Source organism: Curtobacterium sp. DN_7.5 (assembly GCF_022655355.1).
GTDB classification, from domain to species: Bacteria; Actinomycetota; Actinomycetes; order Actinomycetales; family Microbacteriaceae; genus Curtobacterium; species Curtobacterium luteum.
This window is the reverse complement of record NZ_CP093378.1, coordinates 1,165,620-1,181,091: the sequence shown is the minus strand read 5'-3', so window position 1 is coordinate 1,181,091 and position 15,472 is coordinate 1,165,620. Positions and strand designations below refer to the sequence as shown.

At 72.6% G+C, this 15,472-nt stretch carries 15 protein-coding genes; 2 read left to right on the top strand and 13 right to left on the bottom strand.

Annotated elements, in window-relative coordinates:
• Nucleotides 1-1,206: 1,206 nt before the first annotated feature.
• The 9 genes from scpB to MON03_RS05510 all read right to left on the bottom strand — a co-directional run bounded on the left by scpB (nt 1,207) and on the right by MON03_RS05510 (nt 8,301).
• Entirely contained in the window at nt 1,207-1,827 is a 621-nt protein-coding gene (gene scpB / locus MON03_RS05550) for an SMC-Scp complex subunit ScpB (RefSeq protein WP_242091423.1), read from the bottom strand.
• Between the two features lie 79 nt (nt 1,828-1,906).
• Nucleotides 1,907-2,761 (bottom strand): segregation and condensation protein A, encoded by an 855-nt coding sequence (locus tag MON03_RS05545; protein WP_022905069.1) that lies wholly within the window; start codon nt 2,759-2,761, stop codon nt 1,907-1,909.
• Nucleotides 2,745-3,632 carry a ParA family protein gene (locus MON03_RS05540; RefSeq protein ID WP_022905070.1) on the bottom strand — a complete coding sequence of 296 codons (888 nt, stop codon included), beginning with the start codon at nt 3,630-3,632 and terminating at the stop codon, nt 2,745-2,747. Before MON03_RS05540 ends, MON03_RS05545 begins: the two co-directional genes overlap by 17 nt.
• A gap of 146 nt (nt 3,633-3,778) precedes the next feature.
• Entirely contained in the window at nt 3,779-4,639 is an 861-nt protein-coding gene (locus tag MON03_RS05535; protein WP_502798689.1) for an SseB family protein, read from the bottom strand.
• Nucleotides 4,640-4,644: 5 nt separating this feature from the next.
• Nucleotides 4,645-5,391 carry a bifunctional 1-(5-phosphoribosyl)-5-((5-phosphoribosylamino)methylideneamino)imidazole-4-carboxamide isomerase/phosphoribosylanthranilate isomerase PriA gene (priA, locus tag MON03_RS05530; protein ID WP_175328230.1) on the bottom strand — a complete coding sequence of 249 codons (747 nt, stop codon included), beginning with the start codon at nt 5,389-5,391 and terminating at the stop codon, nt 4,645-4,647.
• 94 nt (nt 5,392-5,485) lie between these two features.
• Complete coding sequence (gene hisH, locus MON03_RS05525; RefSeq protein WP_175328231.1) at nt 5,486-6,121, bottom strand: imidazole glycerol phosphate synthase subunit HisH; 636 nt, start codon at nt 6,119-6,121, stop codon at nt 5,486-5,488.
• The gene (gene hisB, locus MON03_RS05520) at nt 6,118-6,720 is read right to left on the bottom strand and encodes an imidazoleglycerol-phosphate dehydratase HisB (RefSeq protein WP_175328232.1); all 603 of its coding nucleotides are present in this window, start codon (nt 6,718-6,720) and stop codon (nt 6,118-6,120) included. The genes hisH and hisB overlap by 4 nt, the downstream gene beginning before the upstream one ends.
• The gene (locus MON03_RS05515) at nt 6,717-7,841 is read right to left on the bottom strand and encodes a histidinol-phosphate transaminase (protein WP_175328233.1); all 1,125 of its coding nucleotides are present in this window, start codon (nt 7,839-7,841) and stop codon (nt 6,717-6,719) included. Before MON03_RS05515 ends, hisB begins: the two co-directional genes overlap by 4 nt.
• A gap of 85 nt (nt 7,842-7,926) precedes the next feature.
• Nucleotides 7,927-8,301 (bottom strand): LysM peptidoglycan-binding domain-containing protein, encoded by a 375-nt coding sequence (locus MON03_RS05510; RefSeq protein ID WP_031273614.1) that lies wholly within the window; start codon nt 8,299-8,301, stop codon nt 7,927-7,929.
• Between the two features lie 236 nt (nt 8,302-8,537).
• On the opposite strand from MON03_RS05510, the gene lexA reads away from it, so the two are divergent.
• Nucleotides 8,538-9,182 carry a transcriptional repressor LexA gene (lexA, locus tag MON03_RS05505; RefSeq protein WP_175328234.1) on the top strand — a complete coding sequence of 215 codons (645 nt, stop codon included), beginning with the start codon at nt 8,538-8,540 and terminating at the stop codon, nt 9,180-9,182.
• Between the two features lie 210 nt (nt 9,183-9,392).
• Here the strand turns inward: lexA and hflX are convergent, their stop codons facing one another.
• Nucleotides 9,393-10,934 carry a GTPase HflX gene (hflX, locus tag MON03_RS05500; RefSeq protein WP_175328235.1) on the bottom strand — a complete coding sequence of 514 codons (1,542 nt, stop codon included), beginning with the start codon at nt 10,932-10,934 and terminating at the stop codon, nt 9,393-9,395.
• Nucleotides 10,935-10,995: 61 nt separating this feature from the next.
• Here hflX and MON03_RS05495 point away from each other — a divergent pair, with 61 nt between their 5' ends.
• Nucleotides 10,996-11,607: a class I SAM-dependent methyltransferase gene (locus MON03_RS05495; RefSeq protein WP_175328236.1), complete on the top strand. Its 612-nt coding sequence runs from the start codon at nt 10,996-10,998 to the stop codon at nt 11,605-11,607.
• A gap of 296 nt (nt 11,608-11,903) precedes the next feature.
• Here the strand turns inward: MON03_RS05495 and dapF are convergent, their stop codons facing one another.
• The 3 genes from dapF to miaB form a co-directional block, all read right to left on the bottom strand.
• Entirely contained in the window at nt 11,904-12,794 is an 891-nt protein-coding gene (dapF, locus tag MON03_RS05490; RefSeq protein WP_242090952.1) for a diaminopimelate epimerase, read from the bottom strand.
• On the bottom strand, nt 12,791-13,732 hold the full coding sequence (miaA, locus tag MON03_RS05485; RefSeq protein ID WP_242091421.1) for a tRNA (adenosine(37)-N6)-dimethylallyltransferase MiaA: 942 nt from the start codon (nt 13,730-13,732) through the stop codon (nt 12,791-12,793). The genes dapF and miaA overlap by 4 nt, the downstream gene beginning before the upstream one ends.
• Before the next feature lie 205 nt (nt 13,733-13,937).
• Nucleotides 13,938-15,434 (bottom strand): tRNA (N6-isopentenyl adenosine(37)-C2)-methylthiotransferase MiaB, encoded by a 1,497-nt coding sequence (gene miaB / locus MON03_RS05480; protein WP_242090951.1) that lies wholly within the window; start codon nt 15,432-15,434, stop codon nt 13,938-13,940.
• Between the last annotated feature and the right edge of the window lie 38 nt (nt 15,435-15,472).

The following is a 15,472-nucleotide window of genomic DNA, read 5'->3' as shown; positions in this document are numbered from 1 at the left end:
GCCTGGAGGCCCGGCTCGGCTCCGGCGGTCGCGGTCCCGTCGGCCGCGTCCCACTCGGGGATGATCGGACGCTCGGGCGTGCCCTCGAGCGGCTGCCCGTGTTCGTCACGGGTCCCCTCGGGCTGCGGGGTGGTCGCGCGGTCGGTGCTCCTCGGCGCGCTGGACCGCGGGCCGCCCGAGCGCTGGCCGCCGGGACGCTGGCCGGACGCGTTCGGGCGGTCGCCGTTCCTCGCGGTCGTGGTGCCGCCGACGTACCGCCGGCCGTTGTGCCAGACGGTGCTCGGACGTCCGTCGGGTGCGCGGCGGTCCTCGCGGGCCGGGTCGCGGCGACGGTCGTCGTCGCGGCGGGGCGCACCCTGGCGGTCGTCGCGGCCGCGGTACCCACCGCGCTCGTCACGACGGTCGTCCCGGCCGCGGTACCCACCGCCCGACGCACCACGGTCGTCGCGGCCGCGGTACCCGCCGCGGTCGTCACGACGGTCGTCGCGCCCGCGGTACCCACCACGGTCGTCGTCGCGGCGCACGAAGCCCCCGCGGTCACCCTGGCGGCGATCGTCGTCGCGGCGCACGAAGCGGCCGCGGTCGCCGCCGGAGTGGTCGTCGCGGCCGCGGTACCCACCGCGGTCGTCCTCGCGGCGAGGCCCACCAGGTCGGTCGTCCCGGCCGCGGTAGCCACCGTCAGACGCGCCGCGGTCGTCCCGGCCCCGGTAGCCACCGCCCGACGCACCACGGTCGTCACGACCGCGGTACCCGCCCGACGCACCACGGTCATCGCGGCCCCGGTACCCACCGCCCGACGCACCACGGTCATCGCGTCCCCGGTACCCGCCCGACGCAGCACGGTCATCGCGTCCCCGGTACCCGCCCGACGCAGCACGGTCATCGCGGCCGCGGTAGCCGCTGTCAGACGCGCCACGGTCGTCCCGACCCCGGTACCCGCCCGACGCACCACGGTCATCGCGGCCCCGGTACCCACCGCCCGACGCACCACGGTCGTCCCGCCGCTCGTGGCCGCCGCGGTCCCCACGGTCGTCCCGCCCGCGGTCCCCCCCGCGCTCCCCGCCGGACCGCTCGTCGCGGCCCCCGCCGCCGAACCGGCCACCGGCACGACCGGAGCCGGCGTCGCGGTCGCGTGACGCGCCTCCCGGCCGACCCGATCCGTCCCCGCGACCGGAGCCGCCCCGCGGGCCGCCTCGTCGTTCTTCCTCATACGCGGCCATCGGGGATCCCTTCGTTCTGCCCGAAGCCGTCGGCACCGTCGTCCAGGAGGGGCGAGATGAGCGGCAGCTCGTCGAGCGAGTTGATGCCGAGCTGCTGGAGCAGCAGGTCGGACGTGACGTAGTTGATGGCGCCGGTCTCGGCGTCCGTGAACGACTCCTCGATGAGGCCGCGGGCGACGAGCGTCCGCACGACGCCGTCGACGTTCACCGCCCGGATCGAGGCGATCTGGGAGCGGGTGATCGGCTGCTTGTACGCGACCACGGCGAGGGTCTCGAGCGCCGCCTGGGACAGCCGCGCGGGCCGTTCCGCCTCGACGAACTGCTCGACGACCTCGTCGAGCTCCTGCCGGACGTAGAAGCGCCAGCCGCCGCCGACCTCGCGGAGTTCGAACCCACGGCGGATCGTCCCGTCCGCGCCGTCGAAGTCGGCGACGAGTCGCTCGATCGCCTGGCGGACCGCGGGCACGGGAGCACCGATCGCGGCGCCGAGCGCGACGAGCGACTGCGGTTCGTCGGCGATCATGAGGATCGCCTCGAGCTGCCGGTCGATGAACAGCGCGGGCGCAGCGTGGTGCATCGCCTGCTCGATCGCCCGGGCGTCAGCCATCTCGTCCGCGCCGCCGGGTTCGGCGCTCGACGAGTCGTGCGCGTGTCCGTGCGACCGGCCGTGCGCGTGACCGTGCGCGTCATCCGTCATAGTCGGCTCCCAGGTTGGCGAGGCTCTCGTCGGACCAGTCCTCGGCGGTCCACCGCAGCAGCAGTTCCCCGAGCGGTTCCACCTGCTCGAACGTGATCGACGCGGTGCGGTACAGCTCGAGGATCGCGAGGAAACGAGCCACCACGATACCCGTCTCGTCGACGCCGGCGACCAGCTCGCGGAACGCGACGTCCTCGTCGGCGCGGGTCCGGAGGATCGAGACCACGATGGCCGCCTGCTCGCGGATGCTCACCAGCGGCGCGTGCAGGTGGTCGAGCCCCACGGTGGGGATCTCCCGCGGCGCGAACGCCAGGGTCGCCAGCGCGGCGAAGTCCTGCAGCGACAGGGTCCAGACGAGCTCGGGTGTCCGTGCCCGGAACCGTTCCTCGAGGCGGACGCTCCGCACGTGTCGCCGGGACTCGGTGCCCCAACGTTCACCGAACCAGTCCGCCGCCTGTTTGAACGCGCGGTACTGCAGGAGGCGCGCGAAGAGCAGGTCGCGGGCCTCGAGCAGGGCCACGTCCTCGGCGTCGACGAGCTCCCCCTGGGGCAGCAGCCCGGCGATCTTGAGGTCGAGCAGGGTGGCGGCGACGACGAGGAACTCGCTCGCCTCGTCGAGCTCGTCGGCGGACTCGGCCTGCCGGACGTACTGGATGAACTCCCCGGTCACCGCGCCGAGCGACACCTCGGTGATGTCGAGCTCGTGCTTCGTGATGAGCGAGAGCAGCAGGTCGAACGGCCCGTCGAAGTTCGACAGCCGGACCCGGAAGCCCGGCGCGGTCTGCGTCCCCGCCGGAGCGGGAGCGCCAGCAGCGGTGTCCTGCGGCTCAGGCGACGGCGCCACGCTCGACGAGCTCCCGTGCGAGCTGCCGGTACGCGTGCGCGGCGGCGTGGTCGGGCGCGGTCTGCGTGATCGGGCGAGCGGACACGGTCGCGTCGGGGAACTTCACCGTCCGGCCGATGACCGTGTCGAGCACCCGGTCGTCGAAGGTGTCCACGACGCGCTCCATGACCTCACGCGAGTGCAGCGTCCGCGAGTCGTACATCGTCGCGAGGATGCCGTCGAGGGTCAGCGCCGGGTTCAGGCGGTCCCGCACCTTGTCGATCGTCTCGATGAGCAGCGCCACACCGCGCAGCGCGAAGAACTCGCACTCGAGCGGGATGAGGACGCCGTGCGCCGCCGTGAGGGCGTTCACCGTGAGGAGGCCGAGCGACGGCTGGCAGTCGACGAGGATGACGTCGTAGTCGTGCTGCACCTTCCGCAGCACGCTCGCGAGGATCTGCTCGCGGGCCACCTCGTTGACCAGGTGGACCTCCGCTGCGGACAGGTCGATGTTCGCCGGGATGACGTCGAGGTACGGCGTGTTCGTCGGCTGGATGACCTCGTTCGGGTCCTTGATCGCCCCCATCAGCAGGTCGTAGACCGTGGGGATGTCGTGGGTGCGGACGCCGAGGCCCGCCGACAGCGCACCCTGCGGGTCGAAGTCGACCGCGAGGACCTTGCGCCCGTACTCGGCGAGCGCCGCGCCGAGGTTGATCGACGTCGTCGTCTTGCCGACGCCACCCTTCTGGTTGCACAGCGCGATGATGCGCGCCGGCCCGTGTCCGTCGAGCTCCTCCGGGATCGCGAACTGCCGGACGGGACGCCCCGTCGGACCGATGGTGGTCGCGCCGGTTCCGGGGTTCGTCGTCGGGTTCGTGCTCACGTGCCCCATGCTACCGGCGACCGGCCGACGGCCCGGGTGCACCGCCGGGGCTGCGTCGCATCCGACGCGGCCCGCCCTGCGGGCGTGCACCGTGCCTCCCGACTGGTCCGTGCCCGTCACGGTGTGCGGGTGGCGACCCGACCTGGAGGCGCGGATCACGCCGGGCGGAGAGCCACCCGCATGCTGTCCACGCGTTCGGCGATGAGCGGGTCCGCGGACCAGCGCGCCTGCAGGCGACCGACGAGCTCCTGCACCGCTGTCTGGTCGAGGCCGGGGACGAGCGCGAGCCCGACCGTGAGCTCCGCGCCCTGGAAGCGTCCGAGCGGGTCGCCCGGGGCGAGCTCGACGCGGGCGACGGCGTGCTCCCCGGCGACGGAGTCCGCGAAGGCCTGCGCGACCTCGGGGTCCTCGAAGCAGGGCGTCCAGGGCAGGTCCTGCCCGAGCGCCCACACCGCGGGGCGGCGGAGCACGAACTCGGTCGGCGCGGTCGGGTCGAGCACGACGAGCTGGGTCTCCTCGCTGGCCGCCGCCATCGCCACCCGGCGCGACTCGACCGGGACCGGACGGGCGGTCGGGTCCCAGGAGCGCATCGCCTCGACGGAGGTGAAGGCCGGCATCACGGCGCGACCGTCGGGGCCGGCGACGGTGACGATCGAGAGCTCCTGCGTCTTGTCGACGAGCTTGCCGGTGTCGGTGTGTCCGACGTCCCCGGCCTCGGCGACGAGCGGGATGAGGAGCCGCGCGGTCCGGAGCGCCGACACGACCGCGGCCTGCGTGGTCCCGTCGGCGACGGCCCGGATCGCGGCGACGAGTGCCGGGTCGGCGAGGCCGTCGTCCTCGGCGAACGCGGTGTCGTGGTGGTCGAACGTGCGACCCGCCCACGGCAGACCCGCGGAGTCGGCGGCACCGCCGGGCGTGTGGGCGTCGTCGTGCTCGTGCTCGTGCGCGTCGGGTCCGGTGCCGCGGCCGTTCTCGGGGTCCGGGCCGGTACCGCGGCCGTTCGAGATGCCCGACACGGTTGCTAGGCCGAGGCGATCTCGAGCGCGGCCGGGAGCGTGAACGCCCCGGAGTAGAGCGCCTTGCCGATGATCGCGCCCTCCAGGCCGAGGGGCACGAGCTCCCGCAGCGCCACCAGGTCGTCGAGGGTCGAGATGCCGCCGGAGGCCACGACGGGCTTGTCGGTGCGCTCGCACACCTGTCGGAGGAGGTCGACGTTGGGACCCTGGAGCGTGCCGTCCTTCGTCACGTCGGTCACGACGTAGCGCGCACAGCCCGCGGCCTCGAGGCGGTCGAGGACCTCCCACAGGTCGCCCGCGTCCTCCGTCCAGCCACGGCTGGCGAGGGTCGTCCCGCGGACGTCGAGGCCGACCGCGATCTGGTCGCCGTACTCGCCGATGACCCGGGCCGCCCACGCCGGGTCTTCGAGCGCGGCCGTCCCGAGGTTCACGCGGGCCGCGCCGGTGGCGAGGGCCGCCTCGAGCGAGGCGTCGTCGCGGATGCCGCCGGACAGCTCCACCGCGACGCCCTCGACCTCGTCGATCGCGCGGGCGATGACCGCACGGTTGTCGCCTCGGCCGAACGCGGCGTCGAGGTCCACGAGGTGGATCCACTCCGCGCCCTGCTCACGCCACGTGCGGGCGGCCGAGACGGGGTCGCCGTAGGAGGTCTCACTGCCGGCCTCGCCCTGGGTGAGCCGGACGGCCTGGCCGTCGACGACGTCCACGGCGGGCAGGAGGACGAGGGGCTGGGATGCGGTGCGGTCGGTCATGGTCCTGTCGGGGTCGCGGTGTGCGTCGTGCTCGGGGCCGTGCGGCCATCGGGATCGGCGGCGCGGGCCGCCGCGCGTCGTGCCGACGGCTGGGTCAGAGGGTGTCCACCCAGTTGCGGAGGAGCTGGATGCCGGCCTCGCCGGACTTCTCCGGGTGGAACTGGGTGGCGGTGAGCGGGCCGTTCTCGACGGCGGCGACGAACCGCTGGCCGTGGTCCGCCCAGGTCAGGCGCGGTGCACGGAACGGGCCGTACGCCTCGAGCGGGAAGTCGGTCACGCCGTAGGAGTGCACGAAGTAGAACCGCTCGTCACGCAGCCCGTCGAACAGCACGGAGTCCTCCGGCGCCTCGACGGTGTTCCAGCCCATGTGCGGCAGGACCTCGGCCTGGATCTCCTGGACGGTCCCCGGCCACTGCCCGAGCCCCTCGACGTCGACACCGCGCTCGACCCCGCGGGAGAACAACACCTGCATGCCGACGCAGATGCCGAGCACCGGACGGCCCCCGGCGAGCCGGTGGTCGACGATCTCGCCGCCCTGGACGCTCTCGAGCTGGTCGATCACGGCGCCGAACGCGCCGACGCCCGGGACGAGCAGCCCGTCGGCGTCGAGTGCCGTGCGCTTGTCGGCGCTGAGGGTGACCGCGGCCCCGGCGCGCTCGAGGGCCTTGGCTGCCGAGTGGACGTTCCCCGAGCCGTAGTCGAGGACGACGACGTTCGGCTTCGCGGTCACAGTGTGCCCTTCGTGCTCGGGATGCCGTCGACGCGCGGGTCGAGCTCGACGGCCTTCCGCATCGCGCGGGCGAACGCCTTGAACTCGGCCTCGGCGATGTGGTGCGGGTCGCGACCGCCGAGCACACGGACGTGCACCGTGATGCCGGCGTTCACCGTGATGGCCTCGAACACGTGGCGGACGAGCGACCCGGTGAAGTGGCCGCCGATCCGGTGGAAGGCGAAGCCGTCGGGCTCCCCCGTGTGCACGAGGAACGGTCGGCCGGAGACGTCGACGACGGCCTGCGCGAGTGCCTCGTCGAGCGGGACGAGCGCGTCGCCGTACCGACCGATGCCGGAACGGTCGCCCAGGGCCTGGCGGAGCGCCTGCCCGAGCACGATGCCGGTGTCCTCGACGGTGTGGTGGGCGTCGATGTCGGTGTCGCCCGTCGACCGCACACGGAGGTCGATGAGCGAGTGCTTGCTGAACGCCGTCAGCATGTGGTCGAAGAACGGCACGCTCGTCGAGATGTCGGAGGAGCCGGTGCCGTCGAGGTCGAGCTCGAGCTCGATGCTCGACTCGCTCGTGCTCCGGCTGATCGAGGCGGTGCGGGCGGTCATGCCTCAACCCTAACCGGGGGCTGTACGGCGGCCACACGGCGCATCGCGTCGAGGAAGGCCGTCGTCTCCTCCGCCGTCCCCGCGCTCACCCGGAGGTGGTTCGGGATGCCGAGGTCGCGCACGATGACGTCCTGCTCGAGGAGCGCCTCGAACGCGGCGTGCGGGTCGGCCACGCCGCCGAACAGGACGAAGTTCGACCAGGACTCGTAGGTCCGGTAGCCCATCGCCTGGAGCTCGGTCACCATCCGGTCGCGCTGCTGCTTGATGTCGTCGACCATCGCGAGCATCGCCGGGGCGTGTCGGAGCGCGGCGACCGCGGCCGCCTGTGTGAGGGCAGAGAGGTGGTACGGCAGCCGCACGAGCCGGATCGCGTCGATCACGGCGGGGTGCGCGGCGAGGTACCCGACGCGCGCGCCGGCGAACGCGAACGCCTTGCTCATCGTGCGGGAGACGACGAGTCGCTCACGACCCGGCAGGAGCGTCAGGGCGCTGGGCGCATCGTCCGGCATGAACTCCGCGTAGGCCTCGTCGACCATCACGATGCCGTCGGTCGCGTCGTAGGCCGCGGCGATGGTCTCGATGGGCAGGGGCGTGCCCGTGGGGTTGTTCGGCCCGCAGAGGAACACGATGTCCGGCTGGTGCTCGGCGATGGCCGCGGTGACCGTCTCGGGCGAGATCCCGAACTCGGCGTCGCGCTCCGCCGGGACCCAACGGGTTCCGGTCCCCGAGGCGAGGATCGAGTGCATCGAGTAGGTGGGCGGGAAGCCGAGGACGCTCCGCCCCGGGCCGCCGAACGCCTGGAGGAGCTGCTGCAGCACCTCGTTCGAGCCGTTCGCAGCCCAGAGGTGGTCCGGGGTCAGCAGCTGCTCGCCCTCGAGGCCCGCGTTGAGGTAGTCGGTGAGCGAACGGCGCAGCTCGGTGAACTCACGGTCGGGGTACCGGTTGACCGTGGCGAGGGCGTGCCGGATCGATTCGACGATGTCCTCGGCGACCTCGGCCGGCACCGGATGCGTGTTCTCGTTGACGTTCAACTGGACGCGCACGTGCTTCTGCGGAGCACCGTAGGGGCTCTGCCCGCGCAGGTCGTCTCGGATCGGGAGGTCTTCGAGCGTGAATGCCACCGATCCATCGTAGGCCGCGACGGCACCACGGAGACCAGCCGTCCGGACGGTCACGCCGCTGCGGTCAGCGCGCGTCGGCGTCAGATCAGCGCGCGTCGGCGTACTTCGCCGGGATCGAGATCGTCTGCCCGGCCTGCAGCCCGGCTCCGTCGAGCGCGTTGAGGGAGACGACGTCCTGCACGAAGTCGCGCGGGTCGGCGTTCGGCGCGGTCTGCTCGGCCAGCTCCCAGAGCGTCTCGCCGGGCTGGATCGTGACCGTCTCGAAGTGGGCGGACCCGCTGCCGGCGGCATCACCGGCCGACGCCCGACCGCCGTTGAGCACCGCGAGCGCGACGATGAGGAGGATCGGGAGCGCGGCGAGCGTCGTCAGGACGAACCGTCCACGGCGCGTCAGGCGCAGGCGCGTACGCACGGCGGGAGCCGCGTGACGCTGGGGTTCAGCGATGGCGATGGTGCTCATGTCGTTCTTGCCTTCCCGTTCGGTGATCCGAAGTCGTGTACCGAACATAGTTTCGAATCCCGCGGCGCACAAGCCCCTGGAGGGGATTCCTGCGTGGATTCGTCGCGACACGCTCGAACAGGTGTTTGTCCGGGCTGCGGCGGTCGGATACTGTTTCGACCGACTGGGACAAGTCAACCGGGGACCACCGACATTCCCGCCGGACGGCATCCCGCACCGACGAAGGGTGAGACGACGTGGCGGACGAACTGCGTGGCCAGAAGCCGCTGACGGCGAAGCAGCAGGCGATCCTCGACGCCATCCGCGCGTCGATCGCCAGCCGGGGCTACCCGCCGAGCATGCGGGAGATCGGCGACGCCGCCGGGCTCTCATCGCTGTCGAGCGTCTCCCACCAGCTCGGCCAGCTCGAGCTCGGCGGCTGGATCCGCCGCGACCCGAACCGTCCCCGTGCGCTCGAGGTCCTGGTCGACGAGCCGACGACCGACGCCGACGGCCCCGACGTCGACGCGACGACGCTCGTGCCGCTCGTCGGGCGGATCGCCGCGGGTGTGCCCATCACGGCCGAGCAGCACGTCGACGAGATCATCCCGCTCCCCCGGCAGCTCGTCGGCACCGGTGACCTCTTCATGCTCAAGGTCGTCGGCGAGTCGATGATCGACGCGGCGATCTGCGACGGCGACTGGGTGGTCGTCCGGTCGCAGCAGACCGCGGAGAACGGTGACGTCGTCGCCGCGATGCTCGACGAGGAGGCCACGGTGAAGGTCTTCCGGCAGCGTGACGGGCACACGTGGCTGCTCCCGCGCAACTCGGCGTTCGAGCCGATCCTCGGCGACGCGGCGACGGTGCTCGGCAAGGTCGTCGCGGTCCTCCGCTCGATCTGACCCGTCGCGCGGCTCGAGGGCAGGTCCGGGCTCCGGCGCGGGCCGACCGGGCTGGCTCCAGGAACAACCCAAGCCGGTCCGAACCACGTGATGACGTGGTTCGGACCGGCTTCCGTTGTGCGGCGCCGAACGGAACCGCTCGGTCACCGTGGGCCGCGAGACGGACGCGACCCGAGCCTCCAGGCCGGAGCGCGCAGGCGCGTCAGCGTGTCAGGACGCGACCGGTGTGACCACGAACGGGTCGAGCTCCGCGACCTGCCGCTGGAACACCCGCACGTGCAGGCGGGTGCCGTCCTCGACGTAGTCGACCGACTCCACCGCACCGGCGTCGTGCAGCGAGGACACGAGGTCCCCGCGGTCGTACGGGATCACCACGGTGAGGTCGACGTCGGGCTCGGGCAGCCGGTCCTCGATGGCGGCGAGCAGCTCGGCGATCCCCTCGCCCGTCCGTGCCGACACGAAGACGGCGTCCGGGACGAGTCCGACGAGCACGAGCCGCTGCGACTCGTCGATGAGGTCCGACTTGTTGAACGCGACGACCTCCGGGATCTCGCGGGCACCGACGTCGCCGATGACCTCGCGGACGGTCGCGAGCTGCGCGGCAGGGTCCGGGTGCGAGCCGTCGACGACGTGCACGATGACGTCGGCCTCGCCCACTTCCTCGAGCGTCGACCGGAACGCCTCGACCAGCTGGTGCGGCAGGTTCCGGACGAAGCCGACGGTGTCCACGAACGTGAACTCGCGGCCCTTCGCGCTCTCGGTCCGGCGGACCGTGGCGTCCAGCGTGGCGAACAGCTGGTTCTGCACCAGCACGCCCGCGCTCGTCAGGCGGTTGAGCAGCGAGGACTTGCCGGCGTTCGTGTAGCCGGCGATCGCAACGCTCGGCACGTCGTTGCGGTGCCGGTCGGCGCGCTTGGCCTCACGTGCCGGGCGGAAGCCGGCGATCTGCCGCCGGAGCTTCGACATCCGCGTGTGGATGCGCCGACGATCGAGCTCGATCTTCGTCTCACCCGGACCGCGGGAACCCATGCCCGCACCGCCGGAGACCTGACCACCGGCCTGTCGGGACATCGACTCACCCCACCCGCGCAGACGCGGGAGCAGGTACTGCAGCTGCGCGAGCTCGACCTGCGCCTTGCCCTCGCGGGTCTTGGCGTGCTGGCTGAAGATGTCGAGGATCACGGCCGTGCGGTCGATGACCTTGACCTTGACGACGTCCTCGAGCGCACGGCGTTGGGACGGCGCGAGCTCGGTGTCCGCGATCACGGTGTCTGCGCCGGTGGCCTTCACGATCATCGCGAGTTCCTCGGCCTTGCCCTTGCCGAGGTAGGTCGCGGGGTCGGGGTTCGGCCGGCGCTGGAGGAGTCCGTCGAGCACCACGGCACCGGCGGTCTCAGCGAGGGCGGCGAGCTCACGCAGCGAGTTCTCGGCGTCTTGCGCGTCGCCCTGGGGGTACACGCCGATGAGGACGACCTGCTCGAGCCGGAGCTGCCGGTACTCGACCTCGGTGACGTCCTGGAGTTCGGTGGACAGGCCCGTGACGCGGCGGAGGGCCGCCCGGTCCTCGCGGTCGTACTGGTCGCCGTCGCCCGTCCAGCCGTGGTCGTCCACGGAGCGGGTCTGGATCGCCTGGGCCGGGGCGAAGATCGAAGAAGAAGCGCGCTGGTCGGCGTTGCGCAGCACGCGTTCGACGACACCGTCGGCGCTGTCGTCGTGGGACTGGTGGTCGGTCTGCTGAGGGGTATCCGTCATCCTGTCCACAGGGTACCTCCGCCACGCCCGGGACACACGGGTGAGCCGCTACGGTTCATCCATGGCGAACGACCACTACTTCTCCGCCAACCCCTCGTCGGAGCTCCGCGAGCGCCAGGTGCACGTCACGCTCGCCGGTCGCGACCTCACCCTGGCGACCGCGGCCGGGGTCTTCAGCCCCGACGGTGTCGACCGGGGCACCCGGGTCCTCCTCGGCTCGGTGCCGCCGCCGGCGGACTCCGGGGCGCTCCTGGACGTCGGCTGCGGCTGGGGTCCGATCGCGATCACGATGGCGCTCGAGTCGCCCGAGGCCGAGGTGTGGGGCGTCGACGTCAACGAGCGCGTGCTCGGCCTGGCCCGCTCCAACGCCGCCACCGCGGGGGCGACGAACGTCACGGTCGCCCTGCCCGACGAGGTCCCCGCCGACCTGCGCTTCCGCACGATCTGGTCGAACCCGCCCATCCGGGTCGGCAAGGACGAGCTGCACGACATCCTGCTGACCTGGCTGCCCCGGCTCGAGGTCGGCGGCGACGCCTGGCTGGTCGTGTCCAAGGACCTCGGCGGCGACTCGCTGCAACGCTGGCTGCGCGACACGCTCGACGACGCCTTCACGGTGACGCGAGCGTCGACCGACAAGGGCTTCCGCGTCATCCGGGTGCAGCGCGGCGCGTAGAGACGGGGCCGCGCGCTCCGCGCGTTCCGGACTGGAGGCCCGTGGAGCGTCACCGACGTCGGTGCCGCACCACGGGCCTCCTGGCTGTGGCGAGGCCGCCCGTCGATCACGCTCCCGCACACGTCGCGATCGTCGCGCGCACGTCACGATCGTCGCGTGGCCGACTCGCGTCGCGTCGCGTCGCGAGTCGGGCACGCGACGATACCCGGAACCGACACCGAACCGCGGGCTCCGCCTGGTTCGACGTCGGGATCCCAGTCCGTGAGCGCACTGAGGTCCGCGTCCGGACCCGCCCGTCAGACTGTGAGGTCGCCCGAGAACACGAGCTCGGCCGGCCCGGACAGTGCGACGTGCTCGCCGTCCTCCGCCGCGAACATCCGCACCGTGACGGCCCCGCCCGGGACCCGCACCCGCCAGGTGTCGGGCGCACCGGATCCGACCCAGTAGCGCGTCGCGAGGGCCGCCGCGACCGCGCCCGTCCCGCACGACAGCGTCTCGCCGCTGCCGCGCTCGTGGACCCGCATGGTGATCTCGCCGACGCCGTCGTTGATGAGCGGCTCGCCCGGCAGGACGAACTCGACGTTCGCGCCGGACTCGGGGGCCGGGTCGAGCACCGGCACGTAGGTGAGGTCGAGGTCGGCGAGCTCGTCCTCCGTCGCGACGGCGACCACGACGTGCGGGTTGCCGACGTCGATCCCGACACCGGGCCGCGCGCCGTCGAGGTTCTTCGCGCGGACGAGCACGTCGTCGGCCCCGCTGCCCTCGATCCCGAGGCGCCACCGCCCCAGGTCGGCCTGGAAGCCGTTCGTCGTCCGCTGGATGTCCACGAGGCCCTTGCGACTGCCGACCGTCAGCGTCTCCCCCGGTGCGAGGTCGACCAGGCCGGACTCCGTGAGGTAGCGCGCGAACACCCGGACACCGTTGCCGCACATCTCGGCGACCGAGCCGTCGGCGTTGTGGTAGTCCATGAACCACACCGCTGCGGGGTCCTCCGCGACGAGCGCACGACCCTCTGCCAGGGACTCGGAGCGCACCGCACGGATGACGCCGTCCCCGCCCACACCGAACCGGCGGTCCGCGATGGCGCGGATGCGCTCGGGGGTGAGGTCGACGGTGGCGTCGGGGTCGGCGAACAGGACGAAGTCGTTGCCGGTCCCCTGGCCCTTCGTGAAGTGCAGCTCGGTCACGCGACGATCCTACGGGCCAGCGCCGACAGGGCTGTGTGGTCGGCCCCGGTGACGTCGAGGTCCTCCGCGGTCGCGTACCGCTTGAACCACGCCACCTGGCGCCGTGCGTACTTCCGGGTCGCGAGGCTCGTCGCGTCGACCGCCTCCGCGACGGTCGCGGCTCCCCGCAGCACCTCGAGCGCCTGCGAGTAGCCGATCGCACGTGACGCGGTCTTGCCCTGTTCGAGCCCGAGGGCCCGGAGCTGCTCCACCTCGTCGACCAGCCCGCCGTCGAACATGCGCTGCGCTCGCGCCTGCAGCGCGTCGACCAAGTGCGACCGGTCGCGACGCAGGTGCAGGATGCGCGCGGGCCGCCAGGCGCGGGGCGCGGACGGGAGGCTCGGGGTCACCACCTCGGACCGGCTCGCGATCTCGAGTGCCCGGATCAGTCGGCGCGGGTTCCGGGCGTCGATGGTCGCCGCCGCGTGCGGGTCCAGCCCCCGGAGCCGCTCGAGGAGGGTCCCCGGACCGAGCTCGTCGTGCTCGCGTTCCAGCCGCGCACGCAGCTCGGGATCAGTCCCGGGGAACTCGAGGTCGAAGAGGACGGCCGACACGTACAGACCGCTCCCGCCGGCGAGGACCGCAACGCCGCCCTCGGCGTGGATGCGCTCGATCGCGCGCCGGGCATCACGCTGGTACGCGGCGACGCTGGCCTCGTCCGTCACGTCGAGGACGTCCAGCAGCCGGTGCGGCACGCCGTGTCGCTCGGCCAGCGACAGTTTGGCGGTTCCGATGTCCATGCCGCGGTAGAGCTGCATGGCGTCGGCGTTGACGACCTCCGCCGGCCGGCCGGCGGCGCGGACGCGGTCGGCGATCGCGACGGCGAGGTCGGACTTGCCCGTGCCGGTGGCGCCGACCACGGCGACCAGGTCGGCGGGTTCGGTCGGCCCGGTGCCCACGGTGGGGGCAGCGGCCGCGTCGCGGTCAGCGGCCGCCGTCGGGGCAGCGGCCAGGTCGCGGGCAGCGGGCCCGTCGCGGTCCCCGGCCGCCGTCGGGGCTGCACCCGCCGTCGGGTCAGCGCCCGCCGACGGGGCAGCACCCGCCGTCGGGTCAGCGGCCGCCGTCGGGGTTGCACCCGCCGTCGGGGCAGCGGGCGCGTCGCGGTCAGCGGCCGACACGGAGGGTCGGGAGACCGAGCGACACCGGTCGCGGCCCGTCCGCGCCCGCGGCCGTCGGCGCCGGGACGCCGCAGCTCTCCGCCTGCGCCCGGTCCCACGCGTCGCCCGCGCGGGTCCGGCGGATGCGGAGCGGGCCGTCGTTGTCCGCGATGAGGAAGTGCGGCGCCGCGCGGGTGACCTCGACCGTGACGACGTCACCGGGCCGTGGCACGTCGGAGCCCGCGGGGACGGAGAAGTGCACGAGCCGGGAGTCCTCGGCGCGGCCGGACAGGCGGTGCGTCTCGTCGTCCTTCTTGCCCTCACCGGTCGCGACGAGGACCTCGATGCTCCGACCGACCTGCGCGGCGTTCTCCTCAGCCGTGATGCGCTCCTGGAGGGCGGTGAGCCGCTCGTACCGCTCCTGCACGACCGCCTTGGGGAGCTGGTCCGGCATGGTTGCCGCCGGCGTACCCGGACGGATCGAGTACTGGAACGTGAACGCCGAGGCGAACCGCGAGGCCTCGACGACGCGCAGCGTGTCCTCGAAGTCGGCGTCGGTCTCCCCCGGGAACCCGACGATGATGTCGGTGGAGATCGCCGCGTGCGGGATCTTCGCGCGCACGCGGTCGAGGATGCCGAGGAACCGCTCGCTCCGGTAGCTCCGGCGCATGGCCTTGAGGATGCGGTCCGAACCGGACTGCAGCGGCATGTGGAGCTGCGGCATGACGTTCGGCGTCTCCGCCATCGCGTCGATCACGTCGTCGGTGAACGCCGCCGGGTGCGGGCTCGTGAAGCGGATGCGCTCCAAGCCCTCGATCGCCCCGGCCGCTCGCAGGAGCTTGCCGAACGCCTGCCGGTCGCCGAACTCCACGCCGTAGGAGTTGACGTTCTGCCCGAGGAGCGTGACCTCGATCGCTCCGTCGTCGACGAGTGCCTGGATCTCCGCCAGGACGTCGCCGGGACGACGGTCCTTCTCCTTGCCGCGGAGGGACGGCACGATGCAGAAGGTGCAGGTGTTGTTGCAGCCGACGGAGATCGAGACCCATCCGCTGTAGGTGGAGTCGCGTTTGGTCGGCAGCGTCGACGGGAAGACGTCGAGTGACTCGAGGATCTCGATCTGTGCCTCGTCGTTGTGGCGCGCACGCTCGAGCAGGGTCGGGAGGGAACCCATGTTGTGCGTGCCGAAGACGACGTCGACCCACGGCGCCTTCTCGAGGATGACGTTCTTGTCCTTCTGCGCCAGGCAGCCGCCGACCGCGATCTGCATCCCCGGGTGCTCACGCTTGATGCCTGCGAGGTGTCCGAGGTTGCCGTACAGCCGGTTGTCCGCGTTCTCGCGCACGGCGCAGGTGTTGATGACGACCACGTCCGCCTGCTCGCCGTCGGCCGCGACGTACCCCGCGGCGCGCAACGACCCGCTGAGCCGCTCCGAATCGTGCACGTTCATCTGGCACCCGTAGGTGCGGACTTCGTAGGTGCGGGGGCGCGCTTCGACGGTGGCCATGATCCCTCCAGTGTAGGTCGCCGCACGGCGTCCACGAG